The 14,748-nt window shown below is 61.7% G+C and carries 13 protein-coding genes; all 13 read right to left on the bottom strand.

Annotation, left to right across the window (positions count from 1 at the left end):
- Positions 1-38 precede the first annotated feature (38 nt).
- The 13 genes from JGR68_RS06155 to JGR68_RS06095 all read right to left on the bottom strand — a co-directional run bounded on the left by JGR68_RS06155 (position 39) and on the right by JGR68_RS06095 (position 14,704).
- The gene (locus JGR68_RS06155; RefSeq protein WP_199361602.1) at positions 39-932 is read right to left on the bottom strand and encodes a glycosyltransferase family A protein; all 894 of its coding nucleotides are present in this window, start codon (positions 930-932) and stop codon (positions 39-41) included.
- Positions 926-1,990, bottom strand: a complete 1,065-nt coding sequence (locus JGR68_RS06150) for an EpsG family protein (protein ID WP_199361603.1) — start codon at positions 1,988-1,990, stop codon at positions 926-928. The genes JGR68_RS06155 and JGR68_RS06150 overlap by 7 nt, the downstream gene beginning before the upstream one ends.
- The gene (locus JGR68_RS06145) at positions 1,987-3,084 is read right to left on the bottom strand and encodes a glycosyltransferase (protein WP_199361604.1); all 1,098 of its coding nucleotides are present in this window, start codon (positions 3,082-3,084) and stop codon (positions 1,987-1,989) included. Before JGR68_RS06145 ends, JGR68_RS06150 begins: the two co-directional genes overlap by 4 nt.
- Entirely contained in the window at positions 3,081-4,844 is a 1,764-nt protein-coding gene (locus JGR68_RS06140) for a hypothetical protein (protein ID WP_199361605.1), read from the bottom strand. Before JGR68_RS06140 ends, JGR68_RS06145 begins: the two co-directional genes overlap by 4 nt.
- A gap of 1 nt (position 4,845) precedes the next feature.
- Complete coding sequence (locus JGR68_RS06135) at positions 4,846-5,862, bottom strand: glycosyltransferase (protein WP_235974042.1); 1,017 nt, start codon at positions 5,860-5,862, stop codon at positions 4,846-4,848.
- 2 nt (positions 5,863-5,864) lie between these two features.
- Entirely contained in the window at positions 5,865-7,004 is a 1,140-nt protein-coding gene (locus JGR68_RS06130; protein ID WP_199361607.1) for a polysaccharide pyruvyl transferase family protein, read from the bottom strand.
- The gene (locus JGR68_RS06125) at positions 7,001-8,158 is read right to left on the bottom strand and encodes a glycoside hydrolase family 88 protein (RefSeq protein ID WP_199361608.1); all 1,158 of its coding nucleotides are present in this window, start codon (positions 8,156-8,158) and stop codon (positions 7,001-7,003) included. The genes JGR68_RS06130 and JGR68_RS06125 overlap by 4 nt, the downstream gene beginning before the upstream one ends.
- Before the next feature lie 37 nt (positions 8,159-8,195).
- Positions 8,196-9,323 carry a hypothetical protein gene (locus JGR68_RS06120; protein ID WP_199361609.1) on the bottom strand — a complete coding sequence of 376 codons (1,128 nt, stop codon included), beginning with the start codon at positions 9,321-9,323 and terminating at the stop codon, positions 8,196-8,198.
- Positions 9,324-9,388: 65 nt separating this feature from the next.
- Positions 9,389-10,747, bottom strand: a complete 1,359-nt coding sequence (locus JGR68_RS06115; protein WP_199361610.1) for a lipopolysaccharide biosynthesis protein — start codon at positions 10,745-10,747, stop codon at positions 9,389-9,391.
- Between the two features lie 178 nt (positions 10,748-10,925).
- Entirely contained in the window at positions 10,926-12,212 is a 1,287-nt protein-coding gene (gene tviB, locus JGR68_RS06110; protein ID WP_199361611.1) for a Vi polysaccharide biosynthesis UDP-N-acetylglucosamine C-6 dehydrogenase TviB, read from the bottom strand.
- Complete coding sequence (locus tag JGR68_RS06105) at positions 12,209-13,636, bottom strand: O-antigen ligase family protein (RefSeq protein WP_199361612.1); 1,428 nt, start codon at positions 13,634-13,636, stop codon at positions 12,209-12,211. Before JGR68_RS06105 ends, tviB begins: the two co-directional genes overlap by 4 nt.
- Positions 13,637-13,708: 72 nt before the next feature.
- Positions 13,709-14,146 (bottom strand): hypothetical protein, encoded by a 438-nt coding sequence (locus JGR68_RS06100; protein WP_199361613.1) that lies wholly within the window; start codon positions 14,144-14,146, stop codon positions 13,709-13,711.
- A gap of 144 nt (positions 14,147-14,290) precedes the next feature.
- A complete protein-coding gene (locus JGR68_RS06095) occupies positions 14,291-14,704 on the bottom strand; it encodes a hypothetical protein (RefSeq protein WP_199361614.1) in 414 nt (137 codons plus the stop codon).
- Between the last annotated feature and the right edge of the window lie 44 nt (positions 14,705-14,748).

The following is a 14,748-nucleotide window of genomic DNA, read 5'->3' as shown; positions in this document are numbered from 1 at the left end:
GCGCGGCTGCGTAGTCTGTCTGTCTGAGACAAGGCCAATCAATGATCTCGCACCAGGGCGATCTTTTGCCTAATCTCCTCTGCCTCTTCTTCCGCCAGAAGGCTGGCACTGCGGAACCTGACAAGATACTTGGAGACGCCCATCATCCGAGATAGAACCACCACGCCAGACCTAAAATAAGACGACGCGTAAGCAGCGGCAATCTGATGTGATGGAAGGAGCCCCTTCGCATGTTCGGACAACGCCTTCCGCCGCGTACTGTATCCGGACAGCATCTTCTGTGGCGTGACGCTCCCTTCTTCACGATAGTAATAAAGTGGATCCTTGATGAAGCCGACAGAAAGATCTTCCTTCAGCGCTGCAGACACCCACAGCTTGTAGTCCTGCGACAGCTTCGCTTGTTCGTCGTACGCATTTCTGAGCACCCAATCTTTCCGGGCAACGATCGATGCGTGAACGATTCCAGTTTTACCAAGCAGCGCCTCCCGAGCCGTTAAACGGCGACAGCCGCCAATTGGGGGAGCACGCCTGGCTACAGGCATCCCGGAGTCGGAAATCGTACATACACCTGTCGACACCAGATCCACCTCGGGATGATCTACCAAGAAGCTGACCTGACGCTCAATTCGCTTTGGCGACATCATGTCATCTGCGTCCATGCGCGCGACAAAGTCGTACTTGGCCAAACGATGGATCTGGTTCAATCTTGATGCAAGCCGCTTGTTCTCCCCGTCGGAATAAACGCGCACACGCGGGTCTTTGATCGACCTTGCAACATCAAGGGAACGGTCAGTCGACCCATCGTCCATCAGGATCAGCTCCCAATCCTCGTGCGTCTGCGCGAACACGGACCGTATGGCATCGAGCAGAAACGGTTCGGCGTTGTGGAATGGAATTCCGATCGTGACCGAAGGGAGAGGCTTGCTTACCATGCAAAGATGCTCGTATTCAGCCGATAGGGCGCAAGGCCGCTGAAGGTAGATGTGGTCAGGAAGAAGAACGCGAACGTTACGCCACCGAATCCAAGCGCCAACAATCCCCGCAATGGTGTCGTTCCGAGCCGCTCGAACACCATCGGCCATAGCAGGATGGCGACAGGGCTGAAGTAGAGATGCAGGCGCAGGATGCCGGATGGATCCACCGACGACAGGGTTGAGGCCACTGCCGGCACCAGGCCCACCAGGTAGATGTTCAGCAACCGCGCATACCAACCATTTCGATCAGGCACGATCGACTTGAACCAATACAGCATGGCACCTTGGCCCACGAGGTAAGCCACCCAGACCTCGCCGCCGCCCTCGCCTGCATCTGCGTATCTGGCGTAACGATCACTCAGGAGCTCCGCTGCCAGTCCTACGAACACGCCTAGGAACGCAACCGTCGCGGCGGTAGCAACTCCGATGCCAGACAGGCGTCTCCATCCCACTTGAGGTGAAGCCAGCCAGTAGAGTGGCAGGGCAATCAATGCCGTGCGGTGGAACGTCGCCGCGACTGCTATCAGCGCAATGTACGGCCATAGCCTCCGCTCAAGCAGAAATGGAAGCGCCAGGAAGCAGATCGCCGCCGCGATTCCCTGCCGCGCGCCGTTGAAGAAGAAGGTGTACACACTCAAGGCAACGAACAGGTAGATCGCTGTCTCATAGCGCCGGACGACGCGAGTGATCGTCGTCATGTAACAGACCACGACCACGACTGCGATCAGCAGCAGAAGGACGGCATAGGATTCGGACAGGGTCCGGGCAAACCAGGAGAGCAGGTAATAGCCCCAGTCCTGACGCTCCCCGACAATGTCGATACTTTCGCTGGCATGGAAGTGCCGGATATAGGTGCCGGTGTCGGTTCCTATCCGCCTGTCACGAAGCCCCGCAAACAATACGAGCGCCGCGCCCACTACGAACAAGCTGATCCTGCGGACACCGTAACTGCCAGATCTGCGGCCGACATAGCTCACGACCACGACAAACAACAGAAGTAGGAGATAGGGAATCATGCTGAGCCGTAGACTCCCTCAAGCAGACGCGCCCCGGATGCGGAAGAGAACCCCCGTTCCGCAAGTGCACCGCTCCTGACGCCCTGCTCCGGCACTCTGGCAACCGCCATCCGTCGACCCGCCTGCGCCCATAGCGCCGCCGGAACATCCAGCCCGACCATCTCGATCAAGCCCAGGCCCAGATCCACCTCGGGGGAGATCGCGCTGGACACCAGGGCTGGCAACCCCGCCGCCTGCGACTCCACCAGCACTACCGGGAACCCCTCGTGCAGCGAGGGCATCAGCATCACATCCGCGGCCGCCATCAGCTCAGGAATGTCCTCTCGCAGCCCGAGCAGGAGCACCTGGTCCTGCAAGCCATGCGCCTGGATCAGTGTCTCGATGGCGGCCTGCTCAGGTCCCGTGCCGACGAACAGCATCCGGTAGTCCACGCCCGCCTCTCTCAGCGCGACGGCCACCTGCACCGAGAATGCATGGTTCTTCACCGGCATGTGGCGCCCCACCTGCAGGACCACCATGCAATCACCGGACACGTCCAGTTCGCTGCGGGTGTGGGTTCCCGACGCACCGGCAAAGCGGTCGATGTCGATCGAGTTGGGAATCACGGTGACATTGCGTCGCCCAGGAAAAAGATAACCAGCCGCAGCTTTGCCGCAGGCCACATACGAAGTTGGTGCCCATGCAAGCAATCGGCGCATCAGTCGCTGGTAAAGCCCCCTTGTCGGGCTGATGGTGGTGCCATCCCGGGTGCTGTGCGCATGTGCGATACGACGCGGCACCCCTGCCATGCGAGCAGCCGCGAGATGAAGCCCACTGCTGAGCAGTGTGTGCGAATGGACGACGGACCAAGAGCCGGCACGCAACAGCCGCAACAGCGCGAAAAATCGCGCAACTGGATTACCTGCAGCAATCCGGTGGATCCGCCCCCCCAACGCCTCGATCTCGGCATCGTAGTCGCAGGGTTCGGCGGTGAAGTACACGAAGTCGAATTGGAACTGCGACCTGTCGATCTCCCTGTATAGGTTCATCACCATGGTCTCCGCGCCGGCACGATCCATGCGGCCAACGATGTGGAGTACGCGCTGCATGCTCATCGATCAGGCTCCTCACCGAGGCTTGCCGAGGCCTCGTACATCCCAATCACTTTGTCAGCCAGAACCATCCTGTAGGCAAGCGTGGTCGCCGAAAGGCGCTTGACACGCCTGGCTTTGAGATGCGCTTTCAGCATGTCCGGCACGTGGTCCGATACCCAGCTTCTTGCCTGCGCAAGAAGGCCGCTTGCCGCAGGTCCACCCGTGGCGGCGGCTTCCTGTTCCAGCCCTTGTTTGACGGCACTCACCAACTCCGACGAAAACCTGCCGCGCTCCCTGCAGCGGCCCAGTCCGTCATCGAGATAGCGGGTACCGGCCTCGCCCTTGAAGAAGTCTGAAAGCGAGCGCAGCGAACCCGTGGCATGGCTCGGCACCCCGGTACGATCGTGCCTTTTCCAAAGCGCCTTGATGTGAGTCTTGCTCCCTTTCGCGCTGTCGGGCAAGGCCATGTACTGCCTGAACAGTGACCAGTTCACCATAGGAGTCCGGCTTTCCGCATATCCACTCATCAAATCAGAGAACGCCGAGATAACCAGCGGCATCCTCCACTCCACATAGAGCCGATCACGCCAGCGAAGATACGACTCTCCCTGCTGCCGCGAAATGTCGTATGGCTGCTGAAGACGCACGTAGTCTTCCAGAGGGAAGGCGCCCTGATTCACGTAATCCGAGAAAGGCTCGACTCCGATATGTGACCTCGACTGCACCTCATCCAGATCGAGGCCTTCCGTGTATGGCAGATCTCCACGTACCACACTCCGGAATCCACCATGAAAGAAACCAGCCCACATTGCGAACCCATCCGTATAGGCGTTGAAGTGATCGATCCGCCCCTCGCTTTCCCTAGCGAATCGCTCAAGCACCTCGTCATGACTCTCCGGCTTGGCTGGCAGCGCCAGGTCCATTAGCGGCTTACCATAGGCGCGAGCCACGCGCCGTGCGGCGACCTTGTCGTCAAACACGCCTTTCGCTGCCGGCACGCCCCAGTTGACCAGCGTGACCTTGTCCTCGATCCCGACGCTCCGGCAAAGTCCAAGCAACAGGCGACTGTCCAGCCCGCCGGACAGCGGCAGCAGGGTCTCACTCGGACCGGACTCGCTGACCATGCTGGACAGTGTCCCGGAGACCTGCCGTTCGAACTCCTGCAGGTACTCGTCCATGCGCATGGTGCCGGAATCAGGAAGCTCCATCCCCGGCTTCGCCCGCTCCGCCAGCGTCCAGGACGCGACGTCGAACACGTACTCCTGGCCAGGGCGGACCTGATGGACTTCCCGATCCCACGAAATGAATGGCCCTTGGCTCCCGGATGACAAGAACCACGCCAAGGCTTCGTCATTGCGACAGTAACGGCCCTTCAGGCCAACCACTGCCCGTTGCGAAGTTGACACGATGAGTAGCCGCTCATCGGTGTAGTACCACAGCGAGCGCGAGCCGAACTGGTCGGTAAAGAACGACACGGCATCCTGCGCGGCCTTGACCACGGCGTAGTAGCCGTCGGATTCGACACCGACCTGCGACGTGGCAGCCTCGGGCGCACCCACGGCCCAGCCGATCACCATCTGTCCAGCATCCGGAATAGCGACACCATCGCAGTTCTGGATGGCGTAACAAGCAGCAGGAACCCCGGGCCAGTCGGCAACCACGGTCTGGCACTGATCACGAATGAGGTCCGGCGTCAGCTCGGCGCAGATCTCCTGCATTCGCTGACGCAAAGGGGCGGAATCCCCAGGGCTCCGGGTCAAAGCAAAAATGTACTGCGCCATCCTAGCCTGCTCCGTTTGAGGCAGATCTCGCCTGCCTGACTAGCTTTCGCCTAGCCGGAGACGCAAACGTCAACACCCCACGAACCGCACGAAAGCCTGCGACCGCAATTGGCTGCGGAAGCCGAAGCAATCCATTCAAAATCATCGGCTTGATTCCGGCGGAAGCGAACCTTCTCTGCGTCCTGGTTGCGTGAAAGTGAAGCCTTGCTTGCGAGACAGCTTCGTCCAGAACGCTCTCGTCGATCATCGTGAGCACGAACCATGTCCCACGATGGATCTTGTCCGGCAGGACCTCCCTGGCTGCATCCTCAACTCCGAATTCCTGCAAACACTCGGCGATCAGCCGATGCGCCGTCAACAGATCAAGCAGCTTTCGTCCGCCCGAAAGCGTTACTGCGTCGCCGTGCTGCCTGTAGACATAAACAACTTCGTTGACGAAGGCCACCCCGGGCTGTCCGTTCACCAGAATGCGGGACAGGACAACAGAATCTTCGAGATAGCCGATCTCCTCAGGAAAGCGGGCTGTCAGCATGAGCTCGCGCCGCACCAGCTTGTTCCATAGAGCACTGTGATACTCCCCGGACAGGACCCTGGTCAGAACCTGTTGCGCTGTGTTCACCGGGGCGAGGGTCTGCCTTACAGTCCGGCCGTTGTCGAAGATCAGATAGTCGCCCATGACTATGTCGGCGCCGCTGGCATTGGCCTTGCCGAGCAAATGGACCAGGCCATCTTCTGTCACCCAGTCATCAGCATCGACAAACGCGATGTACCTGCCCTTGGCAAGATCAAGCCCGCTGTTGCGGGCAGCGGATACGCCTGCGTTTTCCTTCTGAATGAACCTGGCACGCCGCTCCTTCGCCACGTATTCGCGGCATATGGCGGCAGTGCCGTCCGTTGATCCATCGTCGACCACGATGATCTCGACATCATCGAGTCGCTGCCCGGAGATGCTGCGAAGACACTCCTCAATGAACCTCTCACCGTTGTACACCGGCACTATCACCGACACGCTAGGCATAGTCATCGCGCGTGCATTCCTGCCAGGCTTCGTGAGAGAAATGCTATGCCCTGATCACGCAACGCTAGGCGCCTCTGGTTCACTTGAATCCAGTCGATTGGCCGTTGGACCAATTCGTCCGTGACCTGCGCACTGTCCTCGACCAGCCGGTCGGAAAGGCCGAAAGCCTCAAGCAATGACTCGAACCGCGCGCGCCCCCGCTCAGGGTTGGCCACGGCGACGAAAGGCTTGTTGAAGATTATCGAAAAGACGCAGCCGTGGAAGGAATCCGTAACCACGAATCGACTCGCGTCGAAGGCGGCCAGCCAATGAGAAACGGGCGGAAACACGTAGTGATCCGGCTGCTTCCTGAATCCTTCGTCGAACGGCCGAGGCATCATGGTGAACAATGGCAAGGACAGCCTTCCGGCGATACCTGGGAGGCTGGCCATGCGTGGCTCCGACGCGTCTAGGACATAGGCGAAGACGCCATCATCGAAAGCCGGAGACTGGGGCTCCTGATCGAGCAGCGCCCGATAGTCTGCGGCTTCAAGCAGCATGGTGGGGTCGCACACCTGCGCCGATTCAAAGCCAACATTATCCCGGAGAAGGTCGACGGCACTGGCCTCGCGGACTGAGACTGCATCGAACCCGTCCAGCGCGTTCGCAATCCTGCGCGTCTGCTGTTCGTCGAACCTCCAATCCGCAGTTCCGAACGATGCAGCGTAGGCAACCTTGCCGATGCCGGCCGCAGCGAACTCAAGAAAGTAGGCGGCAAGCTCAGGCGCATACTCCGGGCGCCATACCTGGTCACTGCCGACAACGATCGCGTCCAACTCCTGGCTGACCGATGCGAGATCATTAAACGAGACAGCGCCGGTTGAAGGGACGATCTCTTTATCGACGAACGCCCTGGTGTGACGGGAGATGATCGCCCTCTCCCGCCAGTTCGGGTAATAGGGCGAAGCGTTGCCGCGCAGGCGGCGCCTGGCCATCCGCTTGATGTTGCGCCATGCGCCTGCCGCTGACGCAGGCTCTTCTCTCTGGACGTCGATATGCACCGCATCCATTCCAAGGCGGCGAAGTGCAACCTGCAATGCATACGCCTGCAGAATGCCACCGTAGTTGTGCCAAAGCGGGAGAGTGAGCACGCCAACCCTCATGGCTTCAATCCCGACAACAGGGAGAGCATGAGGCCTTGGCTCAACTCGGATGGCCCTTTAAGGCGGGAGTACTTGTTGATATAGATCGTGTCGCCGGACGACTGCACCACGCGACCCCGCCGATCCACGCATAGGGCTGCAAGCGACTTCACTTCGGCACCGTCAATGTTCCAGATGCCGCACTGCTGGAATGCATGAAGAAACATCAGAGTTCCGGACGAATCGATCTGCCTGTCGTTGGTGTGACCGAGAAACTGCGGCCAGTATCCGTAGGGCTCACGCAGGTCCCCAAGGATATCCGCGTAGCGCCGCATGGCCTCCATCAGCGCCGGATCGCGCGCTTCCCGCGCCACGACTGAAAGCCCCAGCGTGAGCCAACCCATGCCCCTAGCCCAATTCACCGAACCAAGCGCCTGCTCGCTCGCAAGATCGTAGGCATGAATTGCCAGTCCTTTGCTTGGTTCAACGCAGTTAGCAAGAGCGAATTTCACCTGAGCCTCGGCGTCGGCCATGGCTATAGGAACACCTGCAACCTGCGAATACCGCACCAAGAACGGACAAAGAAGACCTACCGTGTCGATGAAGAAGACATTCAGCCCTATCCGATATCTGTACAGTCCATCCTCTCCCTTGAAGGCTTGCATCTCCTCGAAAATGCGGCGCGCCCCAGTGAGGTAGCGGTCATCTTTAGTCAGCTCGAACAACGTTAGGAACATCAAACCGAAGGTGGCTTGATCAAGCTTGTCGATAGGGAACTTCAGCACCCCGGCCTCGTCAATAAACTCCTTGCTCTTGCTCTCCACTCTTTTGAGCACATCGCTATCACCAGTGGCGACTGAATAGTCTAGAAGCCCGTTGAGGAGAAAGGCAAAGGGGAAGTTGTAATAGGCATATGCATGATGCGTGCGCCTACCGAGTACACGGTTCTTCAGCTTCGCCAGCAGGGCATAGAGGCTTTCGTCGTCGTTGAAAGACATCGTTACGCGCCGGGAGGAGAGCATTCTCCTGCCTGCAAGCGCAACCGCACTCTTGATTGATGCAGCATCCTCCACCCTGAGCATGACGGTACGCTGTCGCAACTTTCGCTCAATGATTGGGTAAGCGATCAAGAAACATTGCATAAGAATCACCGTCGAGAGCAGACCAACGATCATGCCCACTCCTGGCCACCCTTTGATGTGTTGTTACCGCTCATGGCGGCGTCCGTCCGTCACGTTGCAACTTCCGCAGCAGGTTTCGAAATCCTCGCATCGCGGCATATCCGTAAGCCTGCGGCGGGATAAATCCCGGCCTATTTTTGCCTTCACTTACAATCTCCATTGCGTGGGCGCTCTTCAGCTTCATGGCGTCGTACAGGATCCGGCCTAAGTTGCTCGTCCGTTCAGATCTGTACAAGACGAGATCAAAGACCTGCGAGTAGGAGTCGAGCAGCCCAAGCGCATCAAGCGCAACCATCGTCTTTACGCACTTAAAGCATCGGGAGCAATTTCGCACGCTGCTCAAAGACTGATCAAGGAACTGGTTTGATTCAGCAATTACGCAGACATTCAGATGATGAAGCGCAGGCGGAAATGTAGAAATGGATGCAATTTTATCGATCCTGTCGTCATGCAAACCTGCGATCATGACCTCAAGGGTTTCAGTACACAACGCCTTGGACATCAGTAAATCGTAGTGGGTCGCGGCCACCACTGAAGCGTCCAACCGAAATTCGGATACGGGATAGCCTGAGGCGTAGTAAAACTTACTGAAGAGACGAGGGAGCAGTAGCGCGAACGACAAGTTACGAATGGAGTGCGTGCGCACAAACGACACCTGCAGAATTTCGCTGATGTTCGAGTCAATCAGTATTAACGGCAACCCCATTTCCGAAGCAGCTTCAGCGACATTTTCGGCGGTTCGCCAAAACAGCGACCTTGATTCGTCACCGCCATAGTCGCCAAAGGCGCCACTATTGAACAGCGTTAAGCTGGTCACTGGAAACGGTCCATCGAGGCTGCTCGCTATTGCATGAAACGAGTCCACGCCGAGCGAAAGCGCCGTCCCTGACTCCGTCGGAGTGAAATGGAAATCCCTTGTTTCAGCGACGACGCTAATCGCTGGCAGATTTGGGCTCAGAATCCGCAGCGCGGGAAGCAAGACCTCAGTGACACCATAGTAGAGACGCGCGGATACCGGCGTGGTGAATGAGATATCTTGGCTTCTGAGATGCGCCATGAGGACGAGAGCGACAAAGAAGGCATCGCCGCACTCGACCGACATGTGAATTAAATGTTCTTCGCTGACCTCGAACCAGAGGCGTTCTTGGCTGCTGTGCATCTCATAGTCACAGTAGACTCGGACTGCTCCAAACCGGTCTTCCGTGCATACTTTGCTTACTTTGATCATTCGTTTTTTGGCGACCTTGGTGGGGGGGCAGGCTGTAGCGCGTGAATCCACGCTCTGGATTCCCTATGGAGCCGCCAGAATCCAACGGCAGCAAGAGCTCCCATCAAAAAGACGCCAACAAGGGAGAAGAGTGCTACCGCAACCAAGTCTGAGCCAAAATAGTTGAGACCGACGAGCAGTGCTGCTGACCGCGTGGCGACCGACACCAGCTCTTGCGCAAGCAGGTAGGACTGCAGCCCCAGCGCCGGAAAGGCCGCCAGCACGGCTCGCGTTGCTAAGACGCAAGCAAGCCATAGGGCAACCCATCGGGAATACTGACCGGCAACACGCCATTCTTCGCCCAGTGCGAACGCAAACAGCTCCGGTCCAAATACCACGATAATGCCGAACGCAATCACTGCCAGTCCGCTCAACACGAGAGTCGCCTTGAGCATTAGTCTCCATGCATCATGCGAGCGACGACGGATTGCGGCGGTAATTTTTGGATAGAACACTTCGCCGATAGACTGTCCAAGGAGAACCACCGGTGCTCCAAGAACTAGGACTGTCACGGAGTATTGACCGGCCGCCGCAGAACCAGAAAAGGCGGAAAGGAGAATGACCGGCAGGCCAACGGCGGCCGCGTTGATCACGCTCTGCGGCATCCGGTACAGCGCAAAGTCCCGCTGCTCCCTCGCGGCCTGCCGTATCCCAGCCGCTCCGAACCAGCGACGCACCTCGAAAGCGCCCTGGCGCGGAACGCGGGCAAGCAGCATGGAATAATTGAGCGCCTTGCCCACCATCGAGATGACAATCAGCACCAGCCCCACGGGCACCAGCAGCCCGCCGGCCAGCTTGCCAATGTTCATTACCAGTGTACTAGCGACATGGGAGCCCGCTTTTGCCTTGAAGAGTCCCTCGCGGATGGCGGTCTGGTTGGCGACCGAAAGGAGCGCACCCAGCAACAGTGAAACCGGGATCAAGTAGAGAAAGCCTGGCGACGCCTCCAAGCCAGTCCATGCGGCCAGTTCGGATTGGAAGAGAGCTACAAAGAGCAGTGCGAGCGGTGCGACCAACGCCGCACACACCAGCGATAGCCGGGCAACGGCGGTTGCCTCTTCTTCCGTCTCCGGCATGACAATGGCGTTGGCGTACCCCAGCGTGGCCAGCGGGGTGATGATGTTGACCACCGCGGTGAACGCGGCCAGCGCGCCGAACGCTTCAGGGCCGTATAGGCGGGTGAGAAACGGCATGAACGCCAGCGAGATCGCCTGGGCGGCGGCAACCCCGGTCGCCACGGCGGCCACGTTACGGATGAAGCGGCTTTTACTGAGCGTCTGGGTACGGTCACGCAGACGGGCGACTACGCTAGTCATGGTGAGGCAGGCGTCGTGGCCGAAGCAGCTTCCTGCGAGTATCCGCTCGGGTGGAGGGACTGCCGAACCAAGTGTGAGCGCATATATCGGCCATTACGTACCCAGCCTCGACCTCGGCACTGCAGTTATAGAGTCCGATGTGTCCGGCGGCGCCGGTGGTAAGCACGCACATTTCCGCTCAGAGCCTTCCGTCCACTGCTTCCCGCGGCAAGACATACTTCACGTCATACAGCACCGCCCCCGGCTTGCCATGCGCGCGGATCCCTGCCGCACCCAGCTTCCGGAACTCCTCGTGCCCCACCGCCACGATGATGGCGTCGTACTCGCCCTCGCCCGGCTTGCACAGACTCAGCCCGTATTCGTGCTTCGCCTCGCCCGCATCCACCCACGGGTCGCACACATCCACGCGCGCGTTGTAACCCTGCAGGGCGCCGATGATGTCCACCACCCGCGTATTGCGCAGGTCCGGGCAGTTCTCCTTGAACGCCAGACCCAGGATCAGGATGCGCGCACGCACCGGGTTGATGCCGTTGCGCACCATCAGCCGGATCACTTCGCCCGCCACGTATGCGCCCATGCCGTCATTGGTGCGGCGGCCGGCCAGGATCACGTCCGGGTGGTGCCCCACCTCCTGCGCCTTGTGCGTGAGGTAGTACGGATCCACGCTGATGCAGTGCCCACCCACAAGGCCCGGGCGGAACGGCAGGAAGTTCCACTTGGTGCCGGCGGCTTCCAGCACTTCCAGCGTGTCGATGCCGAGCTTGTTGAACAGGATGGCCAGATCGTTGACCAGGGCGATGTTGAGGTCGCGCTGAGTGTTCTCGATGACCTTGGCGGCCTCGGCCACCTTGATGCTGCTGGCCTTGTGGGTGCCGGCGGTGATGATGCTGGCGTACAGCGCGTCCACGAAGTCCGCGGCCGCCGGCGTGGAGCCGGAGGTCACCTTCATGATGGTGGTGACGCGGTGCTGCTTGTCGCCAGGGTTGATGCGCTCCGGCGAATAGCCGCAGAAGAAGTCGACATTGAACGTCAACCCGCTCACCTGCTCCAGGATCGGCACGCACACTTCTTCGGTGCAGCCGGGATACACGGTGGACTCATACACCACGGTGTCGCCGACCTTCAGCACCTTGCCCAGCGACTCGCTCGCCTTGCGCAGCGGGGTGAGATCCGGGCGGCGGGCGCTGTCGATCGGGGTCGGCACGGTGACCACGAACACATTGCAGTCGCGGATGCCTTCCAGGTCGCTGGTGAAGCCCAGCTGCGTGGCGCTGGCCAGGAGATCAGGCTCGACCTCGAGCGTGCTGTCCTTGCCGGCGCGCAGTTCGGCCACGCGCGCGGCGTTGATGTCGAAGCCCACGGTGGCGTACTGCTTGCCGAACTCCACGGCGAGCGGCAGGCCGACATAGCCAAGGCCGACCACGGCGATACGGGTCTCGTCTTTCGACGGAAAGGTCTGCGTCACGTTGTCATGTCCCTTTGCAATCTGTGTGCGGTGCCTGCACGTTCGCGGCCCCCCGCGCTGTTACGTGTCCTGGCAGCCTGGACGGCCTGCCCCGCCGCAATTCCCGCCAGCGCGGCCGCCACGGCCAGCATGGCCGGGGTGCGCAGCGGATAGTCCACGACCGAGTGCGCCAGTATCACGCCCAGTGCGACCAGCGCGGTCACCCCGAGGCCACGCATCTGCGCCGGCCGGAGCAACAGCGCACGCAAGCCCAGTGCCAACGCGACGGCGCCAAGCGCCATGGCCGCCACGGCGGGCACGCCGGCCTCCAGCCACCATTGCGCGTACTCGTTGTGGGCGTGGTTGACGTAGTTGGCCATGAGCAGCTCGCGCGGGGCTTCCTGCTCGAACAGCGGCACATAGCTGCCGATTCCGGCACCCATGGGCGCATAGCGCGCGGCGATCTCGCCGGTGAGCGCGCGCAGCGGGCCGCGCAGCTCGTCGATGGCGTCGACCTGCATCCAGCGCAGCGAGAGGAACAGCGCCGCGGCGGCAATCGCCATGCTGGCGACCAGCACCGCGCGGCTCCGTAGCCCGCCGCGCCAGGCCGGCCAGTGCGCCAGCACCACCAGGGCACAGGCCAGGATGATCAGCACCACGCCGGCACGCGAACCGGTCAGCGGCAGCGCCACGGCCGCAAGCAACATCACGAGAGCCGCGACCACGCCGTGCATGACGCGATGCGGGCGGCCTGGAGGCCAGGCGCCGACCACCATCGCCAGCCGGGCGCAGGCCAGGGTGGCGGCGACCACCAGCAGGGTGGCCTGGTGGTTGGGATTGGCGAAGAAGCCGTTCATCGCCGGCGCCCACTGTGGATAGGGATTGAGCGGGCTTTCCTGCGGGGCGCCGAGCTGGGCCAGGCCCAGCAGCAGGCTGGCGATGGCCAGCGCGACGACCAGCTGGGCGAGGCGGCGCTGCGCGGCGTGCGGCAGCGAGAGCGTCATGGCGAAGATGGCGAGCGCAGGCAGCAGGTGGAAGGCGGCGTCGCGGCTGGCGGCCGGGGCGAGCGACCACCGGGCGGGCGCGTCGGCACCGAACTGTGCAAGGTCGGCTGCCAGCGCCTGTCGGCCCTCTGCGCCGGCCACGGAGCCAGGAAGCAGGGCCTGCAGTGCCGGAATCGCGAGCAGCACGACTGCGAACGCCAGCCACGCATACAGATATGTAGGGGACGGCTGGTGCGTGTCGCGCAGCAGGCGCCAGCCCCCCCAGCCGAGCACCGGAAGCGACATCAGCTGGGCCGCAAACACCCCGGCTCCGGATTCCTGCGAACTGCCGCCCGTGACCACGCACAGCGCCAGCAACGCGCCCACCGCCACCAGCCCCGCAAGGGACTGGCGGTCGAGAGCGTGCCCGCCGTGGTGTGTGTCGGCATCCGCGCCGTGCATGGGTGTCCTTGCCTCCAACGAAAACGGGACGGGGTCGCCCCGTCCCGCCGATCTTGCTGCCTGACGCCGGTATCAGCGGCTGACGGGCTCCGGTTCGACGTACTCGACGTCGTCCATGGTGGCCAGCGCGGCGGCACCGGCCGCGGCGATGCCGGCCACGGTGGCCAGTCCGCCCACGTCCACGCCGGTGGCGCCGGTGGCGCCGGCGGCGCTGCTGCCGGCCGCGGCCACGCAGGTGGCGGGCACGCCGTAGACGCCGGCGGCCGAGAGCGGCTGGGTGCAGCCATTCGGATACACCAGCGTCGCCTGGCTGCCTTCGGCCAGCATCACGCGGCTGCCGGCGGGCACCTGGGTGCCGGACGGGGCCGAGACGAACTCACCGCCGTTGCTCACCATGGCGCTGCCGATGTCGACGCGGAGCGTGGCGGCGCTGCCCTGGGCGAACACGGGAGCGGCGAAGAGCGCGGCGGCGGCGATGGCAGCGAAGCTGAGGATGCGTGGCTTGTTCATGGAATCTTCCTTGGGACGGGGGAGTCCGGCGATGCTGCAGTGCAGTACAGACTACGCAGCCGAGGTGGCTGATGCAAGCTGCATTCGGGCGGATGCCCTTGTTTTATCAGGAGAATGTGACGCGCGGCGTGACGATGCCCGTGTTCAGCGGCTGACCGGCGTCGGGTCGTCGCTGCCACCGCCGCCCGCCACGGCCGCGATCACCGCCACGCCGGCCGCCGCGGCGGCCACGACGGTGCCGGTGCTGTAGCCGCGCTGGGTGCTGGCGGCATTGCAAACGGCGGTAACGGTGTACACGCCGGGCTCGGACATCGCCTTCCGGCATCCGTTGCCATAGTCCAGCGACGCGCTGGCGCCTTCGGCCAGCATGACCCGGTGGCCCGGCGCGACAGCCTGCCCGGGCGCCGCCTGGACGAACTCGCCGCCACTGCTGACCAGGACCGAGCCCCCGTCCGCCTGCAGCCCGATGGGCGTGGCGGCGGGTTCCTGGGCCTGGACGGCCAGCGGAGCGAGGGCGAGCGCCAGTCCGAGCGCGATGAGCTTGCGATGCTGTGCCATGGTGGTTGAGCGTCCTTGTTCGTGTGCTCGGGAGTCTAGCGCAA

This window comes from Luteimonas sp. MC1750 (assembly GCF_016615955.1).
Classification (GTDB): Bacteria; Pseudomonadota; Gammaproteobacteria; order Xanthomonadales; family Xanthomonadaceae; genus Luteimonas.
The sequence above is the reverse complement of the archived record's forward strand: the minus strand, read 5'-3'. Positions and strand labels throughout refer to the sequence as shown.